This window comes from Asticcacaulis excentricus CB 48, from assembly GCF_000175215.2.
In the GTDB taxonomy this organism is placed as follows: domain Bacteria; phylum Pseudomonadota; class Alphaproteobacteria; order Caulobacterales; family Caulobacteraceae; genus Asticcacaulis; species Asticcacaulis excentricus.
The window spans coordinates 797548-820964 of record NC_014817.1 but is presented as its reverse complement, the minus strand read 5'-3'; the positions used below and the strand labels follow the sequence as shown (position 1 = coordinate 820964).

The 23417-nt window shown below is 60.3% G+C and carries 19 protein-coding genes; 16 read left to right on the top strand and 3 right to left on the bottom strand.

Features of this window, described 5'->3' with window-relative positions; genetic code table 11:
• The first annotated feature begins 94 nt into the window (after positions 1-94).
• The 5 genes from ASTEX_RS15485 (at position 95) to ASTEX_RS15465 (ending at position 7686) form a co-directional block, all read left to right on the top strand.
• On the top strand, positions 95-979 hold the full coding sequence (locus tag ASTEX_RS15485) for a glycine--tRNA ligase subunit alpha (protein ID WP_013480577.1): 885 nt from the start codon (positions 95-97) through the stop codon (positions 977-979).
• Between the two features lie 5 nt (positions 980-984).
• A complete protein-coding gene (glyS, locus tag ASTEX_RS15480) occupies positions 985-3264 on the top strand; it encodes a glycine--tRNA ligase subunit beta (protein ID WP_013480576.1) in 2280 nt (759 codons plus the stop codon).
• A gap of 234 nt (positions 3265-3498) precedes the next feature.
• Positions 3499-6162 (top strand): pyruvate, phosphate dikinase, encoded by a 2664-nt coding sequence (gene ppdK / locus ASTEX_RS15475; RefSeq protein ID WP_013480575.1) that lies wholly within the window; start codon positions 3499-3501, stop codon positions 6160-6162.
• 218 nt (positions 6163-6380) lie between these two features.
• Positions 6381-6800 carry a hypothetical protein gene (locus ASTEX_RS15470; RefSeq protein WP_013480574.1) on the top strand — a complete coding sequence of 140 codons (420 nt, stop codon included), beginning with the start codon at positions 6381-6383 and terminating at the stop codon, positions 6798-6800.
• Positions 6801-6882: 82 nt separating this feature from the next.
• Positions 6883-7686 (top strand): hypothetical protein, encoded by an 804-nt coding sequence (locus ASTEX_RS15465; RefSeq protein WP_013480572.1) that lies wholly within the window; start codon positions 6883-6885, stop codon positions 7684-7686.
• A gap of 183 nt (positions 7687-7869) precedes the next feature.
• Here the strand turns inward: ASTEX_RS15465 and ASTEX_RS15460 are convergent, their stop codons facing one another.
• Both ASTEX_RS15460 and ASTEX_RS15455 read right to left on the bottom strand, forming a co-directional pair.
• Positions 7870-8799, bottom strand: a complete 930-nt coding sequence (locus ASTEX_RS15460) for an NUDIX hydrolase (protein ID WP_013480571.1) — start codon at positions 8797-8799, stop codon at positions 7870-7872.
• A gap of 13 nt (positions 8800-8812) precedes the next feature.
• Entirely contained in the window at positions 8813-9424 is a 612-nt protein-coding gene (locus ASTEX_RS15455; RefSeq protein ID WP_013480570.1) for an HD domain-containing protein, read from the bottom strand.
• 148 nt (positions 9425-9572) lie between these two features.
• Between ASTEX_RS15455 and ASTEX_RS15450 the strand changes: the two genes are divergently transcribed.
• The gene (locus tag ASTEX_RS15450) at positions 9573-10409 is read left to right on the top strand and encodes a universal stress protein (protein WP_013480569.1); all 837 of its coding nucleotides are present in this window, start codon (positions 9573-9575) and stop codon (positions 10407-10409) included.
• 49 nt (positions 10410-10458) lie between these two features.
• Here ASTEX_RS15450 and ASTEX_RS19470 read toward each other — a convergent pair whose 3' ends face one another.
• On the bottom strand, positions 10459-13947 hold the full coding sequence (locus ASTEX_RS19470; protein ID WP_013480568.1) for a tetratricopeptide repeat protein: 3489 nt from the start codon (positions 13945-13947) through the stop codon (positions 10459-10461).
• Positions 13948-14156: 209 nt separating this feature from the next.
• Between ASTEX_RS19470 and flbT the strand changes: the two genes are divergently transcribed.
• The 10 genes from flbT (at position 14157) to ssb (ending at position 23353) form a co-directional block, all read left to right on the top strand.
• Entirely contained in the window at positions 14157-14582 is a 426-nt protein-coding gene (flbT, locus tag ASTEX_RS15440) for a flagellar biosynthesis repressor FlbT (RefSeq protein ID WP_013480567.1), read from the top strand.
• Positions 14542-14952 (top strand): flagellar biosynthesis regulator FlaF, encoded by a 411-nt coding sequence (flaF, locus tag ASTEX_RS15435; protein ID WP_013480566.1) that lies wholly within the window; start codon positions 14542-14544, stop codon positions 14950-14952. Before flbT ends, flaF begins: the two co-directional genes overlap by 41 nt.
• A gap of 226 nt (positions 14953-15178) precedes the next feature.
• Positions 15179-16009: a flagellin gene (locus ASTEX_RS15430; RefSeq protein ID WP_013480565.1), complete on the top strand. Its 831-nt coding sequence runs from the start codon at positions 15179-15181 to the stop codon at positions 16007-16009.
• Positions 16010-16295: 286 nt separating this feature from the next.
• Positions 16296-17114: a flagellin gene (locus ASTEX_RS15425; RefSeq protein WP_013480564.1), complete on the top strand. Its 819-nt coding sequence runs from the start codon at positions 16296-16298 to the stop codon at positions 17112-17114.
• A 120-nt stretch (positions 17115-17234) separates the two neighbouring features.
• Positions 17235-17564 (top strand): flagellar protein FlaG, encoded by a 330-nt coding sequence (locus ASTEX_RS15420; RefSeq protein WP_013480563.1) that lies wholly within the window; start codon positions 17235-17237, stop codon positions 17562-17564.
• 137 nt (positions 17565-17701) lie between these two features.
• Positions 17702-18535: a flagellin gene (locus ASTEX_RS15415; protein ID WP_013480562.1), complete on the top strand. Its 834-nt coding sequence runs from the start codon at positions 17702-17704 to the stop codon at positions 18533-18535.
• A gap of 110 nt (positions 18536-18645) precedes the next feature.
• Positions 18646-21546: an LVIVD repeat-containing protein gene (locus tag ASTEX_RS15410; protein ID WP_013480561.1), complete on the top strand. Its 2901-nt coding sequence runs from the start codon at positions 18646-18648 to the stop codon at positions 21544-21546.
• Between the two features lie 45 nt (positions 21547-21591).
• Positions 21592-22242 carry a hypothetical protein gene (locus tag ASTEX_RS15405; protein ID WP_013480560.1) on the top strand — a complete coding sequence of 217 codons (651 nt, stop codon included), beginning with the start codon at positions 21592-21594 and terminating at the stop codon, positions 22240-22242.
• Positions 22243-22252: 10 nt separating this feature from the next.
• On the top strand, positions 22253-22699 hold the full coding sequence (locus ASTEX_RS15400) for a hypothetical protein (RefSeq protein WP_013480559.1): 447 nt from the start codon (positions 22253-22255) through the stop codon (positions 22697-22699).
• Between the two features lie 135 nt (positions 22700-22834).
• On the top strand, positions 22835-23353 hold the full coding sequence (gene ssb / locus ASTEX_RS15395) for a single-stranded DNA-binding protein (RefSeq protein WP_013480558.1): 519 nt from the start codon (positions 22835-22837) through the stop codon (positions 23351-23353).
• Positions 23354-23417 lie beyond the last annotated feature (64 nt).

Here is a 23417-nt window from a genome sequence, read left to right as displayed (position 1 = left end):
GCCGTCTGAACAGGTTTTCTTTCCGTGCAAACCTTGCTTGGCCGGACGCACCTCTCTATGTTCGCGGCCATTCTGGAGTCCGGCATTTTCGAACATGACCAAAGAGCCCCTGTCCTTTCAGGACCTTATCCTGACCCTGCACCACTACTGGAGCCAGCAGGGCTGCGTGATCCTACAGCCCTATGACGTCGAAGTCGGCGCAGGCACCCTGCATCCGGCCACCGTCCTGCGCGCGCTGGGCAAGAAGCCGTGGAAGGCCGCCTATGTGCAGCCGTCGCGCCGTCCGGTCGATGGCCGCTATGGTGAAAACCCCAACCGCCTTCAGCACTATTATCAGTATCAGGTGATCCTAAAGCCGAACCCCGACAATCTTCAGGAGCTGTATCTCGGCTCGCTGAAAGCCATCGGGCTCGACACCGCCCTGCACGATATCCGCTTCGTCGAAGACGATTGGGAAAACCCCACAGTGGGCGCGTGGGGCCTCGGCTGGGAAGTGTGGTGCGACGGCATGGAAGTCACGCAATACACCTATTTTCAGGGCGTCGGCGGCATCGAGGTCGATGTGGTGTCGGGCGAGCTGACCTACGGGCTGGAGCGTCTGGCCATGTATCTTCAGAACGTCGATAACGTCTATGATCTGAAATTCAATAATGACGGCGTAAAGTACGGCGACGTGTTCAAGGAGCAGGAGCGCCAGTTTTCGGCCTTCAACTTCGAAGCCTCCGACGTGGCTACGCTGAAGCGCCAGTTCGAGGACATGGAGCGCAACGTGATGCGTATCCTCAATACCGAGAACAGTCTGGGCTATAAGCTGGTCCTGCCGGCCTATGACCACGTTTTGAAGGCCTCGCACCTGTTCAACCTGATGGATGCCCGCGGTGCCATCGCGGTGGCCGAACGGCAATCCTATATCGGCCGCATCCGCGACCTCTGTAAGGCCTGCGCGCTTGAATGGGCCGCACAAGAAGAAGCTAGATAACGCAAATGGCTCAGTTACTTATCGAACTTTTCTCAGAAGAAATCCCGGCGCGGATGCAACTTCAGGCCGCGCGCGATTTCGAGCGCCTGTTTGGCGATCGCGCTAAGGCGCAGGGCCTGATCTGGCACAGCCTTAAGGCCTATGTCGGTCCACGTCGTCTGGCCCTGCACGTCGAAGGCCTGCCGCTGGAGCAGGCCGCGGTCACCGAAGAGGTCAAGGGCCCCAAGGACGGCGCGCCTGAACAGGCTATGGCCGGTTTCCTGCGCAAGGTCGGCCTGACGCAGGATCAGCTTGTGCTGGAAAACGGCGTGTGGATGGCGCGCATCGAAAAGCCCGCCAAGCGCACGGCGGAGGTCCTGCCCGGCATCCTCGAAGACGTTATCCTGACCTTCCCGTGGCCCAAGTCGATGCGCTCAGGCACGTCGAGCTTCCGCTGGGTGCGCCCGCTGAAGCGCATCCTGTTCCTTTTTGATGGCAAGGTCATTCCGCTGAGCGTCGGCGGCGTCACATCGGGCGACCTCACGCAGGGCCATCGCGTCCTGTCGTCCTTAGAGGCCTTCGCGGTCAAGGACTTCGCCGATTATCAGCTTAAGTTGCGCGATAACTTTGTCATCCTCGATCACATCGAGCGTCAATCCTTGATTCTGGATAAGGCCAACGAAGCCTGCGCCGCCGCGGGGTGTGCCCTGATGGACGATCCTGGCCTCCTGGAAGAGGTGGCTGGTCTCAATGAATGGCCGACGCCGTTACTGGGGGATATGGACCCGAAATTCCTCAGCCTGCCGCCGGAGGTCATCAAGACTTCGATGCGCACGCACCAGAAATACTTTGCCGTGCGTGATCTTTCGACCGGCAAGATGGCGGCGAAGTTCATCATCGTCGCCAATCAGGTGGCCAACGACGGCGGGGCGGAAATCCGCCGCGGCAATGCCAAGGTGCTGTCGGCGCGTCTGTCGGACGGCGTCTTCTTCTGGTCCGAGGACAATCGTAAGGGCAATTTCGACGCCTGGTTACAAAAGCTGAACGGCGTGACCTACCACGCCAAGCTGGGCACCATGGCGCAGCGCGTGGCGCGCATCGAAGCGCTGGCCGAAGTCATTGCGCCGCTGGTCAAGGCCGATGTGTCGCTGGCGAAGTCGGCGGCACATCTGGCCAAGGCCGATCTGGCCTCCTACATGGTCGGCGAGTTCCCGGAACTTCAGGGGGTTATGGGCGGCTATTACGCCGAAGCGGCCAGGCTGCCCGGCGATGTGGCCGAAGCCATCCGCGAACACTATAAGCCGCAGGGCCCGTCGGATTCGGTGCCCGAAGGCGCCGTGCCAGCGGCCGTAGCGCTGGCCGACAAGATCGACACGCTGGTCGGCTTCTTTGCTATCGACGAAAAGCCGACGGGGTCTAAAGACCCCTATGCTTTGCGTCGTGCCGCTCTGGGTATTCTGCGTATCCTGCGTCAGCACAATGTGCGGGCCTCGTTGTCGGAACTGGTCGCCGCCTGGTATCAGTCGCTGCTGATCTATGCCGGCGAAGGCCGCGCCGTCTATGTCGATACGGACAACTGGCGCGGCTCGGCCGGGCCGCGCTGGGCCGCGGGTGAAACCGAGGTCTATGACAACTATCTGCGCGATTTCCGCGCCGGTCTGCTCGAAAGCACGGTCTTTGTCATCCCCACCGACCGCGACTACGATCTGGACCTGCAATTCGAGCATGTCGCCAATACACCCAAGGTCGATAATGCCCTGCTGACCTTCCGCGATTTCCGCGCGGTGTCGGCGGAGTTTGCTGACTTCTTCGCCGATCGTCTGAAGGTTATGCTGAAGGACGAGGGCGTGCGTTTTGACGTGGTCGAGGCCGGGTTTGCGTTGAAAGACGACGACATGGTGCGCACCGTGGGGCGCATCAAGGCGCTGGAAAGCGTGCTGGCAACGCCGGCGGGAACTGAGCTTCAGGCCGCCTATACTCGCTTCGCCAACATCCTCAATGCCGAGGCGAAGAAGGGCGCTTTGCCAACGGCTGAGCCGAAGCTGCTCAGCGGTGCACCGGAGGTGGAAACGGCTCTGACACAGCAGGTGATCGCCCTGACGCCGGTGCTGGAGCGGCTGATCGACGCCGAGCAGTTCGAAGAGGCGCTGGACAAGCTGGCGGGTCTGCACGGGGCGGTCGATGCCTTCCTCGACGGGGTGCTGGTCAATTCCGACGTGGCGGCTGAGCGCGAAAACCGCTTGAGCCTGCTGTCGGCACTGCGGCGTCTGTTCGACGGCGTGGGTGATCTGTCGAAGCTGGCGTAATTTGTCCCCTCCTTACGGCTTTGCCGTGGGGAGGGGGCCTTTAAACCCGACCGTCTTTTTGCCTTTCAGGCAAAAAACCCCTCCCCTGATTTTAGGGGAGGGGTTTTGCATTTCGAATTACATAAAAACTTATTCCGCAGCGGTCTCGCGCGCGTGTACCTTTGGCCTCAGTATCCGGCCGTGACAGCCGGATGAACAGATATGCCTATCTGATTGAGGAAAGAGGGATTTTCGATGTCCAAGTCATGGGTTTACGCATTTGCCGCCGGTAAGGCCGATGGCGATGCCTCGATGAAGAACCTGCTGGGCGGCAAGGGGGCCAATCTGGCCGAAATGTCGTCTCTGGGCCTGCCGGTGCCGGCAGGGTTCACCATCACCACCGAGGCCTGCGTCCATTACTATCAGAACGACAAGACCTTCCCCGCCGGGCTGGAAGCGCAGGTGCAGACCGCTCTGGCCAATCTGGAAGCCGTGACGGGCAAGGGCTTTGGCTCGGTCGAAAACCCGCTGCTGGTCTCCGTGCGTTCGGGGGCCCGCGCGTCGATGCCGGGCATGATGGATACGGTCCTCAATCTGGGTCTCAATGATCAGACGGTCGAAGGTCTGGCCGCCCTGACCGGCGACCGCCGCTTCGCGCTCGACTGCTACCGCCGTTTTATCACCATGTACTCGAACGTCGTGCTGGGCGTCAGCCACCACGGCTTTGAGGACATTCTGGACGACCATAAGGACCGTCTGGGCGTCACGGTGGACACCGACATCACGGCGAAGGACTGGGAGCGCGTCATCGCCGACTATAAGGCCAAGGTGCAGGCCGATCTGGGCCACGACTTCCCGCAGGACCCGCAGGATCAGCTGTGGGGTGCCGTGAAGGCCGTGTTCGGTTCGTGGATGAACGACCGCGCCAAATTCTACCGCAAAATGCACGACATCCCCGAAGACTGGGGCACCGCCGTCAATATCCAGTCGATGGTGTTCGGCAATATGGGCGATACCTCGGCCACGGGCGTCGCCTTTACGCGCAACCCTTCGACGGGTGACAACAATCTCTACGGCGAGTTCCTGCTGAACGCGCAGGGCGAAGACGTGGTGGCGGGCATCCGCACGCCGCAGACCCTGACCCAAAAAGCGCGTGAAGAGATGGGCGAGCGCAATCCTTCGATGGAAGAGGCCTTGCCGGAGGTCTTCGCGCAGTTCCGATCAACTGTTGAGACGCTCGAAAAGCATTACCGCGACGTGCAGGACGTGGAGTTTACGGTCGAACAGGGCAAGCTGTTCATGCTGCAAACCCGCAATGCCAAGCGCACCTCGCGCGCGGCGCTGAAAATCGCCGTCGATATGGCCAAGGAAGGCCTGATCACGCCGCAGGAAGCGCTGATGCGCCTCGATCCCGGCGCGCTGGATCAGCTTCTGCACCCCATGCTGGACCCCAAGGCCGAGCGCACTCTGATCGCGCGCGGGCTTCCGGCCTCGCCGGGCGCGGCCTGCGGCAAGATCGTCTTCACCGCCGATGACGCCGTGCGTCTGGCGGCGGCAGGCGACGACGTCATTCTGGTGCGTGATGAAACCTCGCCCGAAGACATCCACGGCATGCATGCCGCCAAGGCCATCATTACGGCGCGCGGCGGCATGACTTCGCACGCCGCTGTCGTGGCGCGCGGTATGGGCCGTCCCTGCGTGTCGGGGGCCGGGGAAATGGTCATTTCGACCGAGCGTGGCGAATTCAGCGCGCGCGGTCAGACCTTCCGTTTCGGGGATATCGTGACGCTTGATGGCTCCAGCGGCGAAGTGTTCAAAGGCTCCATCCGCATGATCGAGCCGGAATTCTCGGACGACTTCCATCAGATCATGACATGGGCTGACGAATTCCGCACGCTGAAGGTGCTGACCAATGCCGAAACCCCGGCGGATGCGCGCACGGCCATCGGCTTCGGCGCCGAAGGTATCGGGCTGTGCCGCACCGAGCACATGTTCTTCGATGAAGACCGCATCAGCGCCGTGCGTGAAATGATCCTCGCCGATGACGAAGCTGGCCGTCGCAAGGCCCTGGCCAAGATACTGCCTATGCAGAAGGCCGACTTTGTCGAGCTGTTCAAGATCATGAACGGCCTGCCCGTGACTATCCGTCTGCTCGATCCGCCGCTGCATGAGTTCCTGCCGCATACGCCGGAAGACATCAAGCTGGTGGCCGAAGCCGCGGAAGTGCCTGAGGAAAAACTCCTGAAGCGCACCAAGGAACTGTCGGAAACCAACCCCATGCTGGGCTGGCGCGGCTGCCGTCTGGGCATCACCTTCCCGGAAATCTATGAGATGCAGGTGACTGCGATTTTCGAAGCCGCCTGCGACGTGAAGGCCGAAGGCTTTGACCCGCAGCCGGACATCATGCACCCGCTGGTGGCCACTAGGGAAGAAATGGCCAAGCTGGTCGCCATGACCAAGGCTATTGCCGAAGGCGTGCTCAAGGCGCGTGGCGTTGAGGTGGCGTACAAGGTCGGCACCATGATTGAGCTGCCGCGCGCCGCGCTGCTGGCCGACAAGCTGGCCGAAACGGCCGAGTTCTTCTCGTTTGGCACCAACGACCTGACCCAGACCACCTATGGCATCAGCCGCGACGACTCCGGTCGCTTCCTCAACCCCTATATCGAAAAGGGGATTTTCGAGAAGGACCCCTTCGTCAGCCTCGATCCGGACGGCGTGGGGCAACTGATTGACATTGCTCGCACCAAGGGCCGCACGACGCGCCCGGACATCAAGCTCGGTATCTGCGGCGAACATGGCGGCGATCCGGCCTCGATCGCTTTCTGTCAAAAGGTTGGCCTCGACTACGTGTCGTGCTCGCCCTACCGCGTGCCGGTGGCGCGTCTGGCCGCCGCGCAAGCCGCGATTTCGGCTAAGTAAGTCAATTCCGACACCCGACTGGAAGAAGCCCGGCCCCCCGCCGGGCTTTTTTCGTGGCGGAAAGGGATCGCATTTCGCCTCACAGGCGTATGTCTTGGCGCTGTCACACGTGGCGTCTAACTTATCGCTCTCCGGCAAGCTGCGGCCTATTGTCAGGTGTCCGGATTTGGGCTTTAGTTGTTAACACTTTCAGATTTTCGATTTTCCGGGAACTTGGCATGTCGTCCAAAACAGTATGGGGACTGGGACTGCTGCTTCTGACCGCCGGGGCAGGGGTGGGGCTGTATAAACAGCTTCCGGCCATGCCGCAGGCGCTGGAAGCGCGGGTCGCCGACGCGCTCAAGGCCGAGGGGCTGGGCGATATCGCCCATGAGGTCGATGGCCTCAATGTGCGCCTTAGCTTTAAAACGCAGGATTTTCGTCCTGGCGTTACCGCCGAGGAACGCAAGGCGCGTCTGATGCAGGCCGCCGCCGCCGTGCGCAGCTTGCAACCGGAACTGCCGCCGGAAATCGAGGTCTATGTCCCGAAGGGCGAGGGGTATCTGTACGGGCCGGCACTGCAAGTGCTGACCGACACAAGCGAAACGCCGATGCGGGTGTCTATGGGGAAGACCGATCATGCTTTATCTGATCTTTGAGCTGCGCTGGCTGCTACTGGGCGCGGCGGCGCTAGGCCTGTGTACGGGCTTTCTCGCCCGCCGGGCAGGGTAGGGGAAACATATGTACTTGCTGATCGCACAATCGGCGGCCCTGCTTCTGGCGGTCTTCGTGTTCAGTGGCTTTGTCGGCTGGCACCTGTCGCCCAAGCCGAAGCGCGCCGCGCGCCGAGTCTCGATCTTTGATGAGGCCCCGGCCCCTATTCTCGATTCCACTTTTGACGCGCCACTGAACGCCCCGGCGGTTGAACGCCCGGTCGCCGATCCGATGGTCGCTGCGGCTCAGGCGCTCAATGCCTCGCGTCAGGCCGTTCAAACGCCCGCCGCACAAGCTGACGCACCGCGTCCGTCGGCGGAGATTATTCCGCTGCGCCCGGTGGCGGCAGTGCCCGTCGTGCAACCGGCCGCTCCGCAGCCTGCGCCGGTAGGTGTGTCCACCGAGTTGGAACCGGCCATTATGGCCGGGATCGAGCGGGCGGAAGCGCCGGTCGTGGCCGCACCCGCTGTGGCGGTCAAGGCTGAGCCGGTGACGGAACTGCTCGATCGCACCTCACGCCCCAAGGCCTCGCTGCTGTCGTCCATGACGCCGGAAAGCGTGCGCGCAGCGGTCGAACAGGCGGGCACGGGCCTTGAGCCGCATCGCCTTACTGCCCCGGAAGGCTATCCCGACGACCTGACACTAATTTCGGGCATCGGTGCCGATAATGAGCGCGAACTGAATATGCTGGGTATCTACCATTACTGGCAGGTGGCGAGCTGGACGCCGGAACACGTGGCCTGGCTGTCGGCGCGCGTCCATTCAGCCCCGCGTATCGTGCGCGAAAACTGGATGGCACAGGCGGCCCGTCTGGCGGGTCGCGCGGCGTAAGCTGGCGCTTTGGCAATATGGAAAAGCCGTTGGGGTAACTCGACGGCTTTTTTATTGGCCACGAAAAACACGAAGAGCACAAAAAATGACGTCCTGCCCGTAGGGCGTGTAGAACAGGCGCCACGCGCCGAAATATCCGCCTACAGCTTTTCGTGACTTTTCGTGTTTTTCGTGGCTAAAACCCTACCCTCTCGGCAAACTCAACCCCAGAGACGGGCTAAAGCGGAAACGGTCGCGGTCATAGGCGTAAAGCTCTGCCGGGCGGCCGCCCGTGTCGTCGCGCATAATGCCGGTCGGGCGCACAAAACCGGTGCGTTCCAGCGCGCGGCGAAAGTTCTGCTTGTGCAGGGGCAGGCCGCTGATGGCCTCCAGCGAGCGCTGTAATTCCAGCAGCGTAAAGCGTTCGGGCATCAGCTCAAAGATCACCGGGCGGTATTTCAGCTTTCCTCTTAAACGCGACAGGCCCGTGGCGAGGATGCGGCGGTGGTCCGACAGCATGGCGGTGCCGCTGCCGCTGGAGGCCTCGGCGCAGCGCGATTCATAGATCAGGCAGGCGCTGTAGAGCAGTTCATAGCGATCCAGCACGCGTTCTTCGTTCCACAGGTCGCTGTCTTCGGGGAACAGGGTTTCGACCCGTCCGCGCCGTTCGGCCGCCGACTCTGCGTCCGGGGCGGCGTCGCACCAGTCGCGCAGACGCCGACGCAAAGGTGCGACCGCTGCCGGTTCGCCGCGCCGCCAGTCTTCCCACGGAAAGAAGGCCGAATAGGGTTTCCATTGAGCGGACAACTGCGACTGAAAGGCGCTGTCGGCGGTCAGGGCCAGATAGCCCAGCGAAATAACGCGCTGATCGTTGCCGCCGGGGGCCAGCGAACTCAGACCCTGTCGCCCTTCGTCGCCAAATGAATAGAGCTGTTCGACATAGCCCGCCGAAAAGCCTGTCTGTTGGGTGACAAAGGCCCGCACGGCCAGATCGAAGGTGCGGTGCGCCTCCGGGCGAAACGGGCCGGAGGGCAGGGCCGTGCCGTCAGGCAGGGTCAGGCACAGGACCATCGCCTCATTGTCCTTGATCGCCATAACCACGGCGGATAGTTCGATCGTCAGGCTGACCGGCACAGGCAACTCCTCCTTACAGGTTTTGGCTCAGGGCGTAGAACCTGTCAACGAACTGCGCACGGACTTCGGGGCCCGACAGGGCGGTCAGGCTCAGGTCGTAGCCTTCGGGCGGGGTGCCGAAAAAGGTGCGCGCTTCGGCGTCGGAAAAGCCGACCAGTTGCGTGGCTTCGAAATAGGCGCAGGCGTGATCGGCCCGCTTGATCAGGGCCTTGATGTCCAGCGGCACCACAGCGGGCAAGCCAAAGCGGATATGGATGGCCTGTTCCAGATGATGTTCAAACCGCTTGTAATCGAGGCCCAGCGCCGCCTTGAAGGGCGAAATCATGTCGCCGATGACGTATTCGGGCGCGTCGTGCAGCAGGGCCACCAGCCGCCAGTGCGTTTCGAGCCCCGGCGTCAGATGGGCGCAGATGTCTTCGACGATCAATGAATGCTGGGCGACCGAAAAGCCATGTTCGCCCATGGTTTGTCCGTTCCAGCGGGCGACGCGCGACAGGCCCAGTGCAATGTCGTCGATCTCTATATCCATGGCCGACGGATCGAGCAGGTCGAGGCGACGCCCGGAGAGCATACGCTGCCAGGCGCGGGGGGCAGGATCGGCAGAAGGGCGGCTACGGGGCGGCATAGGGTTTCACAAAGTGTTGACGGGATACTTGTGTATTGGGGCCATATGCCGCGTGTCCAATCGACAGGGCCGGGCCTATACTTATAGCCATAAGGCGCGTTGCGTCGTGGTTAAATGCTGACCATGCACAAAAAAGGAGGCCCCTCTGATGACTGACTCCCCCCTCACTGCCGGTGGCGCCTGGGCGCGTGTATCGGTGCCTGTATCGGGTGCCACCTCGGAAGAGACGGCGATTGCCATTGCCGCGGATATTGCCCGCGCGTTTGGCGGGCAACTGAGCTTCCTTTTTGCGCCGCCCGATCCGGCGGAACTGGCCCCGTGGCTGGGCGAAGGCTTTATGGGCACGGTGCAGATGGCCGCCATGGACGGGCTGAAATCGGCTGCCGAAGAGGCGGAGGCCGTGGCGCGCGATGCCTATAACGACACCGCCTATGAACATAAGCTGTTCCTCCCGCTGAAATCGCCGGTGTGGCAGTGTCTGGCGACTGAAACGCGCCTGTCCGACATCGTGGTCTTCGGCGATGAAAGCGCGCGCGGGCGCGGCCTGTTGTCCGAGGCCTTTCAGCAGGTGCTTATGGAAGAACGCGCCGGGGTATTTATCGCCCGTCAGCCCTTTGCGGTCGGTGGCACAGCGCTGGTGGCGTGGGATGGTAAGGAGCCGTCCTCACGCGCCGCGCGTCGCGCCGTGCCTTTGCTGAAAAAAGCGTCAAAGGTGGTGGTGGCCGGGGCTCCGGTCGGGGAAAACCCGGCCGATCTGGGCAAGCTAGCGCGCTATTACATGCTACACGGCCTGAACGTTGAGGTCGATATCCTGCCTAAAAGCAACGACCTGATCGGGACGCTGGTCGAGGCCAATCAGCGGCATCAGGCACAATATATGGTCGCCGGGGCCTTTGGGCGTTCGCGTCTGCGCGAATTTGCCTTTGGCGGCACGACGCGCGCGCTTTTGCACAACACCAATCTCAACCTGTATATGGCGCATTAATTGTAGTGCCGAAGGTAATGAAAAGGCGGCGGAAATTCCGCCGCCTTGTTTATTTGATCTCTTCTGACACCCGTTGCATCAGCGATGCCCACTGCCCCTCTTCGGTGACGAAGACGCGGGCATTGGCGTACCACGGGCAATGGTCGCTCCCAAGCTGGGTCCACGAACCGGGCGTCATGACGAACCAGGTCGGCACGCCGGTGGCCGCGGCGATCTGCGTGCTGGCATTGGCGGGGCCGATGACCACGTCCAGCGCCGCGCACAGGGCGCTCAGTTCACTCAGATCGTTCAGCAGGTCGATGGGCGGGGTATAGAAGCGCGCGCCCTGAGCCTTTGCGGCGATCTGTTCGCTGACCGTCTCGCCATATTGCAGGTTAACAAGCACGAGGTCTTTGCGCCCCAGCAGCGGTGTGAGGGACTCAAAAGGCGGATAGAAGCGGTCGCGGCGGGAATGGCTGATCAGGCTTTTCCACAAAAGGCCAACCTTCGGGCCGCTGCCCTGTCGGGCCAGTTCGCCTTTCCAGAAAGCGACGCGCGCCGGGTCAGGCACGAATACGGGCGCTTTATCGGCAAAGGCCTCCATATCGCTGCGCAACAGAGGCAGGAAATCCCCGATCAGCGCCCAGCCGTCCACGCTGTCGCCCGACAGGCCCGGCACGCTGCGGGTAATGACGCCGTCACGGCTTTCGGTGTGATGCGGCAGAACGCGGGCCCTGGGGAAGGCACGGGCAAACAGCGGCACGAGGCGCTTTTCAACGGCTAAGGTCAAAACCCCGTCGCCCAGCTTTTCGATAATATCCGGCACCAGTGTCCCGAACATGACCTCGTCGCCCAGCCCCTGTTCGGCCAGTAACAACAGACGCTTGCCAGCAATCTCTTCGGGTTTTAGCGGACCGGCGGGAAGGTCGAAATGCACCTGTTTCGGTGTGCCGGTCATATGGCGCGCCGCATAGGCCTGCCATCCGGCCTTGAGATTGCCGAGCCCCAGATGGGCATAGGCCATGCTAAGCTCGACCGAGCGCAAATTGCCGGGCTCAGAGAAGCGATCCAGACACAGTTCCAGCTCCGGCAGGGCCTCGGCCAGCAGACCTTTTTCCATCCACAGGCAGGCCCGGTTGAAGCGCGCCGGCAGGCTGTTGTCCAGCGAGATGGCTTCGTTGAAGAAGATCAGAGCCGTGTCGGCATCGCCCTGCGCCAGCAGGATGGTGCCCAGCGTATCCCACAGGGCGCTTTGCTTTGGATAGTCGCTCAGATAGGCCTGAAGCAGGGTGATGGCCTGATCGAACTTCGACTGTTCGCGCAGCGCCGCGGCGTAATAGTTGACCGCCATCAGGTGACCAGGGTCACGCTTGACGATCAGGCCGTAGAAGCGTTCGGCCATGTCATAAAGACCGATGCGGAAGGCCAGTTGCGCCAGATCGGCCGCGATGTCGAGCGAGTCCGGCTGATGCTTCAGAGCTGTTTGATAGGCGTCAAGGGCCTGCGGAATGCGGTCCTGCCGGTCAAGCGCGGTGGCCAGCGCCTGCCAGGCACCGGTATGGTCGGGCACGTGGCGTAAAAGGGCGCGGGCCTGCGTTTCGGCCTCGGCCCAGTCGCGCATCAGAAGGGCGCGTTCAACGCCCTGAAACTGACGGCGTATATCGTCGCTTGACAGGGCCTGCACCGGGGCGGCGACCTCACGGATCAGGGCCTGACGCATTTCCTCAAGAGGCACTGCCCACTCGCCGGGGGTGGGCGTCAGGAACATTCGGGCGCTGCCGTACCACGGGTAATAGTCGGTGCCCATCATGGGCCAGCTATTGGATGGGGAAAGAACCCAGATGGGGGTGCCGACGCTGGCCGCGATATTGCTGGTGGCGTTTGAGGGCCCCATGATCAGGTCCATGGCCGCGCACAGGGCGGCCAGATCGTCCAGATCCTGCTTCAGGTCGATGCCTGGCGGATTCCAGACGCTCAGGCCTTCGCGTTCGGCCTGACGCAGTTCTTCGCTGACATCGCCGTACTGAAGATTGACGAACACGACGCCGGGCGTGCGCAGGATAGGGGCCCAGCTTTCGAAGGGGGAATAGTAGCGGTCACGGCGAGAATGCTGGACAAGGCTTTTCCACAGAAGGCCGATCTTGGGCTCAGGCCCCAGCTTGTCCAGCTCGGCCTTCCAGTGGGCGACGCGTGCAGGATCGGGGGTGAGGAAGCTTTTTTGCCGCGGAAAGGCCTCTGCGTTAGGCCGGTAACGCGGCAGCAGGTCGCCCAGCATAACAAAGCCGTCATTGGCGCGGGTGGTGTCCATTCCGGGGAAGTGGCGCACCGTGATGCCATTGATCTTGCCCGTGCCGTGGGCGATCACCGTCGCCTGCGGGAAGCTGCGCGCATAGAGGGGAACAAGGCGTCTTTCCACGGCCAGCGTCAGGTGCCCGTCTGGTCCCAGTTCGGCCAGAAGGTCCGGCAGCACGGTGCCGAACAGGATTTCATCGCCCAGCCCCTGTTCTGTGGTGACGAAGACCGACTTGCCCATCAGGGACTGAGACAGATCAAGCGCCGGGACGTCGGTAATATACTTCATGCCCTCAAGGCTATGCAGCGACTTGCGCGCGGCATAGTAGCGATAGCCGGGCATCAGGTCGCCCTTACAGAAGTAGCAGAAGGCCATGGCCAGCTCCGCCGCCTCGATCTGGGCGGGCGAGACCATGCGCTTAATACCGGTTTCCAGGCTCTGGATCGCCTCGTCAATCTCACCCAGAGCACCTAGGATCAGGCCGCGATTGTGCCAGGGCTTGGGGTCATCCGGGGCGAACTTGACGGCTTCATCGAAGAAGAGGAGGGCGGTCGGCAGGTCGCCCTTGGCATTGACCACTGTGCCCAGCGTGTTCCACAGCGTGCCGTTGGACGGGTCTTTCTCCAGAAACGGCGTCAGGAGGGCGATTGCCTCTTCGAAGCGGCTGACCTCGCGCAAGCACGAGGCGAGGTTGTTGGCGACCTCAAAATCGTCCGGATTTTTGTCGAGGACATAGCGGAACAGCTTTTCAGCCTGCGTGTGCATGTCCAGTTGATAGGCCAGACGGCCCAGATCATTGGCGATGCCCGTATTGTCTTCTTCGAGTTGCAGGGCGGCTTCGAAACAGGTGAAGGCGCCTTTGATGTCTCCGGCCTTTTCACGGCATACGGCCAGGATATGCCAGGCCGTGCCGCACTTTTCGTTGACGCGCAGCGCTTCCAGCGCCTTTTGCGTCGCCCCCTCATATTCGGATTTCTGGACGAGGAGCAGAGAATCCTTCAAAAGGGTCAGCAGACGCACCTCGCTGATGTAGCGCGTGGCCTCCATCAGGGCTTCGAGGGCGGCTGAAGACCCGGAATCCCCCAGTATCGTTGAGGCCAGATCGGCCAGAACATCCTTGCTGGGCGGCGTGGCGGCGGCGTTCATCGCGATAGAACTGACCGTATCAGGTGTTGCCAGAACCTTTGCCGGGCCTATATCAAAAGCCTGCGCCGCGGTGGCGGTCTCAACAGCCCGATGTTTGATTGGCCACGTTTTTTTAGGCATTGGACTCTCCGCACCCCTCTGTACCCCACGCTCTGTGCCGCTTTCTGTATGGGGCATTTGACCGAAGGTGAGGACAGATGGTCATGAACGTGCAATCTTATGCGATGATTCGATTAAGATCAGGATAGCGCTACATCCGTTAAATTTGCGGATGTGCGAAACCGGATATTAACCGTGCGAAGCCTAAGCTGCTGGCCAAAAGGACTCTCATGCCGCTCAAACTGTCGCTCAAGCCGGGTGAAAAATTTGTTCTCAACGGTGCCGTCGTGCAAAACGGTGACCGCCGGTGTTCGCTTGTGCTCCAGAATAAGGCCTCGGTGCTGCGTGAAAAAGACATCATGCAGGCGAGCGAGGTGACTTCTCCGTCGCGTCACATCTACTTCCCGGTGATGATGATGTACCTTGATGAAGCGGGGGCGGAGAAATATTACGACGAATTCCTGACGCGCATGACCGAATTCATGAGTGTCATCGCCAATCCGGCGATTCTGGCGGAATGTGTGGTGATTTCCAAAGCCATTATGGGGCGCGAATATTACAAGGCTCTTATGGGCTGCCGTAAGCTTATCGAGTACGAAGACGAAAGACTTGGACATGTCTCTACAGGCCTATCAGAAGACGGCTCAGCGGAGTGAAGATCCGCGCCAGACGGAGTATCGTCTGTTTGGTCAGGTTACCCGCGCGCTGATGGAGGCGGCTGAGCTTGATCGGAGCGAGGTTTCTCGTCGCATGGATGCGCTCGACTGGAACCGCCGTCTGTGGTCAGTCCTGGGGACGGATTGCGCTCTGCCTGGCAATGGCCTGCCTGAAACCTTGCGCGCGCAGATCGTCTCCCTGTCTATTTGGGTCAACCGCCATACCTCGGCCGTCATGCGCGGTCAGGAAGAAATTGCGCCCCTGATCGAGGTCAATCGCCTGATTATGCAGGGTCTGATGCCTCGCCAAGAGGCGACGCCGTCCGCCGATCCGGCGTTTGTTGGTACAGTGCGGGCGTCGCTCGGTTAAAAATTTACTCTAGTGCAGTTTTTGCCGGGCAGGGCCGGTCGGTGAGGGCGAGAGTCAATGATTCTCGCCTTTTTCAATTTAAAAATATCCATTGAAAACAACGACAAAAATATTTAACGCGACCTTACGGGCTGGCATTTTCATTGCTAGGTAACGGGCAGGCCAAAATGGCTTTGCGGCAAAATTGCCGGTCAAATCCCCGACCAGAATGGAAAGGACGTTATCGATGCCGAATATGTCGATCAATACCAATGCGGGTGCGATGATCGCCCTGCAAAACCTGAACAAAACCAACAACGAACTGCAAACCGCGCAAACCCGCATCAATACTGGGTTGAAGGTTGCGAGCGCTAAGGATAATGGGGCGGTTTACGCCATCGCCACCCGCCAGCGCTCGGATGTGTCTTCCCTTGGTGCGGTGACGGAGTCGCTTGATCGGGCTAAATCGGCTGTCGATGTAGCGCTCTCCGCCGGCGAAAGCGTTGCGGATATGTTGACCCAGATGAAGGAGAAGGCACTCGCGGCTTCGGATACGTCCCTGACCACGGTCAGTCGTCAGGCGTTGAACGAAGATTTCAAAGCGCTGCGCGATCAGATTTCGAAAACGGTGAACAATGCGACGTTCAACGGAGTCAATCTTATCAAGAATGGCGCTTCAGCGATTGCTCCCCTGGCCAATGCGGACGGCTCGTCAAAGCTGACCGTGGCGGCGCAGGATCTCAGCCTGACGGGTAGCACGATCACGCTTTCGGCGGGTTCGGCCTTTACCTCGGCGGCACAAGCAAAGACCATTGCTGATGCCGTGGATGTGTCGATCGCCAATGTCTCTGCGGCGCTCGGCCGTCTTGGGACGTCGTCGAAATCGCTGGATGCGCATGCGCAGTTTGTTTCGAAGTTGGTGGACTCGATGGAATCGGGGATCGGCAACCTTGTGGATGCCGATCTGGCCAAGGAAAGTGCGAAGCTTCAGGCCTTGCAAACCAAGCAGCAGCTGGGTGTGCAGGCCTTATCTATCGCCAATCAGGCTCCGGGTGTCGTTACCCGGCTGTTCCAGTAAGGTCTTTAAAGGCCGGAGTTGCGGGTCCAGGCGGGCCCGGCTCCGGCTTTCTTTTTGCCTGAAGCGTGCACGGCAAAAATTGCCGGTCTGGGCAAAAATTGCCGGCAACAGGCAAAATCTGCCGGGCGCAAGGTGTGGTTAAGGCATATATAATGCTTATATTTCAATTACATGCAGTGATTTTCCGTTAGCGGAGGTTTGGCCCGCCGCTTGCAGCCAAAGGGTCAGGCAAAATGCCGCCGGACGACAAAATGTCTCCGGTTCATCTAGAAGAAGGACTAGACCTATGGCGCTCAATAGCGTGAATACCAACAGCGGAGCTATGATCGCTCTGCAAAACCTGAACAAGACCAACGCCGACTTGCAAACGACCCAAACCCGTATCAACACGGGCCAGAAGGTCGCCAGCGCTAAGGATAACGGCGCCGTCTTCGCCATCGCTCAAGGGCAGCGCGCTCAGGTTTCCTCGCTCAACGCGGTTCAGGAATCGCTCTCCCGTAACCAATCTGTCGTCGATGTGGCCATCTCGGCCGGCGAATCCGTTTCCGACATGCTCTCGCAGCTGAAGGAAAAGGCCCTTGCAGCTTCGGACTCCAGCTTGAGCACGGCCAGCCGCACCGCTCTGAACGAAGACTTCAAGGCGATCCGCGACCAGATCGGTAAGACCGTCAATAACGCTACGTTCAACGGCATCAATATCATTAAGAGTGGTGGCTCGGCGCTCTCGGCTCTGGCTAACGACTCGGGTGGTACGCTGACCGTGGCGGCCCAAGACTTGTCTCTGACGGGTCTGAGCATCAACGCGACGACGATCGGCACCAAGGCTGCGGCTTCGGCGGCGGTTGCGACCCTTGCGACCAAGATCGACGACGTTTCGGCCAAGCTGGCGAAGCTCGGTACGTCTTCGAAGTCGCTGGCTAACCACGCCAACTTCATCAGCAAGCTGTCGGACTCGATCGAAAACGGGATCGGCAACCTTGTGGATGCTGACCTGGCGAAGGAAAGCGCGAAGCTGCAGGCCCTGCAAACCAAGCAACAGCTTGGCGTTCAGGCCCTGTCGATTGCGAACCAGTCGACTTCGACGGTTCTGAGCCTGTTCCGTTAAGGAATGACGGGGGCGGCGTTTTGACGTCCGCCCCTTTTTTCTCTGATCTGACGTCTGGCTCGGCGTCACGGTCATAAACAGAGGGCGCAACGGCGTAAGTCGCCGTGCGTAATACAGGAGATGATTACGAATGCAGTAACCCCGCCCGCCGTCACCGACCCCACTCAGGTTAAGCCCGTGGAGCCGGTAAAGCCTGTTCAGGAAGTCGCTCCTGCGACCTCGGGCAGTCAGACGGAAAACGGTCTGTCGAATCATGAGCGGGCGCAGTCCCAGCCGGCCTATATGCTTAAACTGACGATAGATAAGGACCCTGACAGCGGTGAGTTCATCTATCGCGCGATTGATCGCTATACCGGCGAGGTTGTCCGTCAGTTCCCGCAAAAAGAGCTGCTGGAAATGCAAAAATCGAGAAGTTACAAGGCGGGAAGCATCGTCAGGACCGATATCTGACGTCTTTTTTCGGATTGTGAGTTGTGATATTCACCGCGTACCTAACAGGGTCGCGGATAAAGGCGTTTGCATGAATTAACCTTTTGGTTACCATGTTCGTTAAGACTTCTGAGTCGTAGCGTATATGGAGAATCCTCATGCCGACGGTAAGCGTCAATACCAATAAGACAGCCATGACGGCGTTGCAAAATCTGAATGCAACGACCCGCAAACTGGAATCGACGCAGACCAAGATCTCCACAGGGCTTGAGGTATCCAGCGCTAAGGATAATGCGGCGCTGTATTCGATCGCGCAGGGGCAACGCGCGGACCTCAGCTCGCTCAGCGCTGTGAAAAATTCGCTCAACCGCGCTACATCGGTCGCTGATGTGACGCTGGCCGCCGGGGAATCGGTCTCCGATCTTCTGGTACAGATGCGCGACAAGGTCGTTTCGGCCATGGACCCGTCGCTTTCAACGGCCTCACGAAACGCTTTGAATGGTGATTTCCGCGAACTTCTGCGCCAGATCAGCCATGCTGTAGCCAACTCGTCTTTCGATGGTACGAACCTGCTGAACGGTTCAATCACCAACGGTATTAAGTTTATCGATAATGCCGATGGCAGCTCGGTCGTGACCCTGTCTTCCCGCAATTTCAGTCTGGGTGGCGCGATCATCACCATGTCGGCGGCGGCCGATGTTTTGACCTTGACCAAGGCGACATCCGCTCTGGCCCGTCTGGATGCCTCAATCAATAATGTTAATGCCAGCCTTGCCGCGCTGGGCTCCGAGGCCAAGCAGATCGAGGGGCGTCAAAATTTTGTCGCAAAACTCTCCGGCGCTATCGAAGTCGGTATTGGCAACCTGGTTGACGCTGATCTGGCTAAGGAAAGCGCGCGCTTGCAGGCACTTCAGGTACAGCAACAGTTGGGCACGCAGGCTCTTTCGATTGCCAACCAGTCGCCACAGGCCATCCTCCGGCTCTTCCAGTAGGCGCTTATTTTTGCGGCCTGAGCAAAACCCGTCGGCATCCGGCGGGTTTTTCGTTACTCTGTCGGCCTTTTTGTTACGGGTTAACGCTTCTTAAGCTTTGATCTGTGACAATGGCACTTATGACCGTGTCGTTCGATACCAGCTTATTGACGAGTTATTTCAACTCGAAGGTCCGTGCCTCTTCAGGTGCGGCCAATGCAGCTGCGCCGACGACAGCGACCAGCCCGACGGGGACCACCCGCGCGCCGACGGCACCGTGGGAAAAGGGCGGCACGCCGGAAGATACGCTGGTCAAGAATATCCTCTCCGGAAAGAGCTTTATTCGCGAATCGGCGGTCAACCTTGATCTTGCGGGCGCGTCGAACGACTACAAAAAGCTCTACACCCTCTATACGGGGCTAAACTCCCTGCGCGCCGTCGCGGCGAAGGCGCAGTCGATTCTGACGGGTGGGAGCCCCGACTCGATCAGCAACAAGACTGAACTCAACAGCCTGCGCCGCCGTTTTGACGCGGGGCTTGGCGAAGTGAGTACTTACGTTAAGGATGCTGATTACGAGCATCTGAATCTGATTCAGGGGAGTATTACCGACAAGCTGAAATCGACGGTGGGCATAGCGCGCACGGATACGGCCTATTTCGCCAAGGACATCCACTCGGGCACGGCGACCAGTGAGGTCGAGGCCTTCAAGGGCAATGTGGCCTTCGATATTTCGGTCAAGCGGACGGGGACGACGGACCCGATCAATGTCCATATCGACCTTGCGGAAATGGGCAGTGAAACCCGTTCGATGTCGAGCGTCGTCAGCTTTATCAACGATAAGCTGAAAGCCGCGGGACTTTCGACCAAGTTCGCCGTTCAGCGGACGGCGGGCGGGGACAAGACCGTCGAGGTTAATGGTAAGACCGTCAAAGTCGGCACCAATCCCGATACGTTTTCATTGAAAATTCAGGGGGACTCGACGGAGGCCCTAACCTTTAGTGCCGCCCCTACCGGAGATTCGGTTTTCGTCGTGCAAAAGACGGGCGATACCGACAAGACGACGAAATACAACAAGGAAACCAAAAAGTTCGAGACCGTCACGCCCAAGCAGACCACCAGCATGGTTAAGTTCAGCACGGGAGGCGATACGGTGTCCGCGCCCGGCGATACCTACTGGACGGCAGGCCGCAGCGTCCAGAACGACCTTGAGGGGTCGATCAAGACCGTGCATCAGACCGTGTCCGGGCCGGATGGCTCGGTCTATGTGCTGGCCGATGTCGATGGCACCACAGAGGGTCAGACGATCAAGGGCACGCAGGACGTCGCCCTGATCAAGTACGATTCGGCCGGTAATGTCGTCTATGCCCGCACCCTGGGCGCGGCCGACAGTGCCACTGGCTATGCGCTGAGCGTCGGCGATGATGGCAAGGTTGCCATTGCCGGGTCGGTGACCGGTACGCTGGCGACCGTTACCACCACCACCTCAAGCTATACGGTGGATGGCAAGACCTTCACCACAACCTCGACAAAGGAAGACAGCGGGACGTCCGGCACCAACAAGACCCTGGCCGACAGCTTCGTCACGGTTTTTGATTCTGCCGGTCAGGAAATGTGGACCAAGCGCTTTGGTTCCACCGATGAGGATGCGGCTTTGGCGGTGACATTCGGGTCGGATGGCTCGGTTCAAGTGGCCGGCAAGACGCGCAGTGTCATGCAGGGCGGCGTCGGGTCGGCGGGCGGCTGGGACGCCTATATCCGCAGTTTTGACTCGTCCGGAAAAGCGACCGCGACGGTGCAATACGGCACTTCCGGCACCGATCAGGCCAGTGCGGTTAAGGTAGATGGCACGACGCTCTACGCCGCCGGTGTCGAAGACGGAAATATCGTCCTGCGCGCCTATGACATCAGCGATCCGGCTAAACCCACCCTGACGGGCACGCGTAATCTGGGCGGCTTAGGCGGCGGTCAGATCGGCGCCATCGACGTCTATAATGGCAAGGTCTATGTCGGGGGTTCGACCGGCAATGATAGTATTCTGGGCGGCGGATCGGGCAGCACAGCCTTCCACGGACACTCCGACGCCTTTGCCGCGACCGTCTCTACGGATTTCGCCTCCACCGCTGGTGACAAGGTCGTCTATTACGGCGGGGCAGGGGAAGAAAAGAACGTCAAGGTGCAGTTCACCGACGGCAAGGTCTATTTCGCCGGGCAGACCGAAGGCGAAATAGATGGCACGACCAAGATCGGCGAAGCCGACGCCTATCTGGCGCGCATGGATGTGGCCAGCGGCGTGGTTGAATGGAGCCAGCGCTATTCGGGCAAGGACGGCGAGGTCGATCCGCAGGCCATGGCCGTCACAACCAATGGGGCCTCGGTGCTGGACAAGCTGGGCCTGCCCAGCGGCACGATCGAGTATAAGGATTCGACCCTTCTGACCTCAGGCACATCGGTGCGGGCCGGGGACTCCTTCTATCTGCGCGATGCCGGCGGCTCTCAGAAAAAGATCATGATCGAAGCCAATGACACGCTGGACACGCTGGCCAAGAAGATCCAGCGCGCGGCGGGGTACAAGCTCAAGGTGACGGTGGCCAAGGTGACCGGTAAGGCCGAGTCGCAACTGGTCATCGAGCCGCAGAACAAGACCAGCCAGATGGAAATTGTCAAAGGCCCGGCGGGTAAGGACGCGCTCGAAGGGCTGGGGTTGACCGAAGGCCTAGTCCGCACGGCAGAGGACACATCCGCTTCGTCTTCCTCGAAAAAGACAAAGACGGATACCGAAAAGCTGTTTGGCCTGAAGTTCAATGCCGACGTCAACCTGAACTCGGAAGAAAGCATCACGGCGGCGCTCAAGACGCTGGACGATGCGCTGAAAAACGTGCGGTCCGCCTATCGCTACCTGCGCTATGGCGAAGACACGACGTCGTCGGATGATAGCAAGAAGAAGACCAGTTCAGCCGGTTCGGCCGCTTACTGGAATGCCCAGGCTTCCAACTATTCTGCGGCGCTCTCCCGCTTGACAGGCGGCGCATAAACAGGCCTTTAGGGGGAGACAAACTCACCTCCGAGGGGATGGATTATGGCGCTGAATCGAAAGCAAACGATCTGGCTGGCGGGTGCAGGCGGGGCCCTGTTGCTGGCGGTGCTGATCGGATGGGCGATCTCCAGTTCGCAAAAAGAGTCGCCGCGCATGAATACCGAAGGTCCGGGCCTTGTCCTCGACATCGACGATGCGCCGACTCTTGACGCCAAGAAGACGCTGCGCTGCTTTGTGAATGGTGAATTTGTGGGGCAACTGACCATCGCCGACTGCGCCAAAAAGAATGGCGTGGCGGCCAATGCGCTGGATGTGGGCGTCGATGAAAGCGGCGAAATGACCGCCGCCCCGACCGCCTCACTGGCCCCGCCGCCGGTCATTTCCGCAGATAAGGTGGCGCCTGTGGTTGTCGATTCGGGCGAGCCTGTGGCCGCAACCGCCCCGACCACCGGCCCTTCGGGGGCCTGTCTGCGCTTTGCCGGCAATGAGTGGACGCGCCTGTCGGACGGTATCTCGCTTAACGCCTGCGCGACCTTGCTTTTTGACGGCCGCTGCGAACGTCCGGGTTCGGCCTCCTATGGCCGCTGGGGCAGCCAGACCCTGCGCCTCGTGCCCAAGCGCGTTGAAATTTCGGATGATAACAAGACCTTCCGCACCCTGCTCGAACAGGGTCAGGGCTGCTCGGTAAAGTAAGGAGCCACTCATGGCGATGAAACCTGTTCTGTGGCTTGTCGCCGGCGCGGCCTCTCTGATGCTCGCCGGGTGCGAAAAGACGGCCGTGGAAGCACCTGATGCCAAAAATGTCTGCTTCCATATCGGCTTTCCCAAGGATCAGCCGCCGAAGTTCAACGTCATTAAAAAGGACGTGCCGTCGCTGGAATATTGCGCGGCACATCTCGACGCCCTGCGCATCAAGTTCCTCAGCATAGGGTCGCCACGCAAGGAGATCGTCGGGGTCTATAACGGCACCTTCCTGTGGTCCACGCCGCGCGGCATCCGCATTTCCAAGAATTTCGAAGGCCCGGCCATGCCCTTTCTGACCAAGGCCCCGGATGGGCGTCTGGTGATCCCCAGTGCCTTTGAAGTGCCGCGCGACCGCAACTTCTCCGAGCCGCAGACCCTGCCTGACAATCTGCCTGAAAAGAAATAAGGGGCTCCCGCGCAGCGCGAAAAGATGTGAACAAAGCGTTAACATCGGCTTGGCAAGCGGCGTTTTGCCGCCTATGCTCAGGCCTTAGCAATTAATGTGTCCGCCGAATCGCGGGCAGAACGGAAGGCGCAGCGTATGGCGGGCTCGGTCAACAAGGTCATCATTATCGGCAATCTGGGTAAAGACCCAGAAATCCGCACGCTCAATTCGGGCGAGCGTGTCGCCAATCTGACAGTGGCCACCTCGGAACAGTGGCGCGACAAGATGACGGGTGAGCGCAAGGAAAAGACCGAGTGGCACCGCGTCGTTATCTTCAATGACAACCTGGCCAAGATCGCCGAGCAGTACCTGCGCAAGGGCTCGACCGTCTATCTCGAAGGTTCGCTGCAAACGCGCAAGTGGACCGATCAGCAGGGCGTCGAAAAGTACACCACCGAAATCGTGCTGCAACGCTTCAACGGCAATCTGACGCTTCTGGGCGGCCGTGGCGACAGCGGCGGCGGTTCGTCGTCTGCGGGCGGTTATGATCAGGGCGGCGGCTATGGCGGCGGTTTTGACGACGGCGGCTACGGGGCCCCGGCCTCTTCGGGCCCGAAGGCGCAGGGCTCCGGCCCCAAGCAGAACTTCGATCTCGACGACGAAATTCCGTTCTGAGCATTGCCAAATTCGAGATAGGTTCGAACCCAAAGCCTGCGGTCATACCGCAGGCTTTTTGGTG

Coding starts and splice junctions, on each gene's coding strand:
- ASTEX_RS15485 (WP_013480577.1), top strand. CDS start 95: ATGACCAAAGAGCCCCTGTCCTTTCAGGACCTTATCCTGACCCTGCAC.
- glyS (WP_013480576.1), top strand. CDS start 985: ATGGCTCAGTTACTTATCGAACTTTTCTCAGAAGAAATCCCGGCGCGG.
- ppdK (WP_013480575.1), top strand. CDS start 3,499: ATGTCCAAGTCATGGGTTTACGCATTTGCCGCCGGTAAGGCCGATGGC.
- ASTEX_RS15470 (WP_013480574.1), top strand. CDS start 6,381: ATGTCGTCCAAAACAGTATGGGGACTGGGACTGCTGCTTCTGACCGCC.
- ASTEX_RS15465 (WP_013480572.1), top strand. CDS start 6,883: ATGTACTTGCTGATCGCACAATCGGCGGCCCTGCTTCTGGCGGTCTTC.
- ASTEX_RS15455 (WP_013480570.1), bottom strand. CDS start 9,424: ATGCCGCCCCGTAGCCGCCCTTCTGCCGATCCTGCCCCCCGCGCCTGG.
- ASTEX_RS15450 (WP_013480569.1), top strand. CDS start 9,573: ATGACTGACTCCCCCCTCACTGCCGGTGGCGCCTGGGCGCGTGTATCG.
- ASTEX_RS19470 (WP_013480568.1), bottom strand. CDS start 13,947: ATGCCTAAAAAAACGTGGCCAATCAAACATCGGGCTGTTGAGACCGCC.
- flbT (WP_013480567.1), top strand. CDS start 14,157: ATGCCGCTCAAACTGTCGCTCAAGCCGGGTGAAAAATTTGTTCTCAAC.
- flaF (WP_013480566.1), top strand. CDS start 14,542: ATGTCTCTACAGGCCTATCAGAAGACGGCTCAGCGGAGTGAAGATCCG.
- ASTEX_RS15430 (WP_013480565.1), top strand. CDS start 15,179: ATGCCGAATATGTCGATCAATACCAATGCGGGTGCGATGATCGCCCTG.
- ASTEX_RS15425 (WP_013480564.1), top strand. CDS start 16,296: ATGGCGCTCAATAGCGTGAATACCAACAGCGGAGCTATGATCGCTCTG.
- ASTEX_RS15420 (WP_013480563.1), top strand. CDS start 17,235: ATGATTACGAATGCAGTAACCCCGCCCGCCGTCACCGACCCCACTCAG.
- ASTEX_RS15415 (WP_013480562.1), top strand. CDS start 17,702: ATGCCGACGGTAAGCGTCAATACCAATAAGACAGCCATGACGGCGTTG.
- ASTEX_RS15410 (WP_013480561.1), top strand. CDS start 18,646: ATGGCACTTATGACCGTGTCGTTCGATACCAGCTTATTGACGAGTTAT.
- ASTEX_RS15405 (WP_013480560.1), top strand. CDS start 21,592: ATGGCGCTGAATCGAAAGCAAACGATCTGGCTGGCGGGTGCAGGCGGG.
- ASTEX_RS15400 (WP_013480559.1), top strand. CDS start 22,253: ATGGCGATGAAACCTGTTCTGTGGCTTGTCGCCGGCGCGGCCTCTCTG.
- ssb (WP_013480558.1), top strand. CDS start 22,835: ATGGCGGGCTCGGTCAACAAGGTCATCATTATCGGCAATCTGGGTAAA.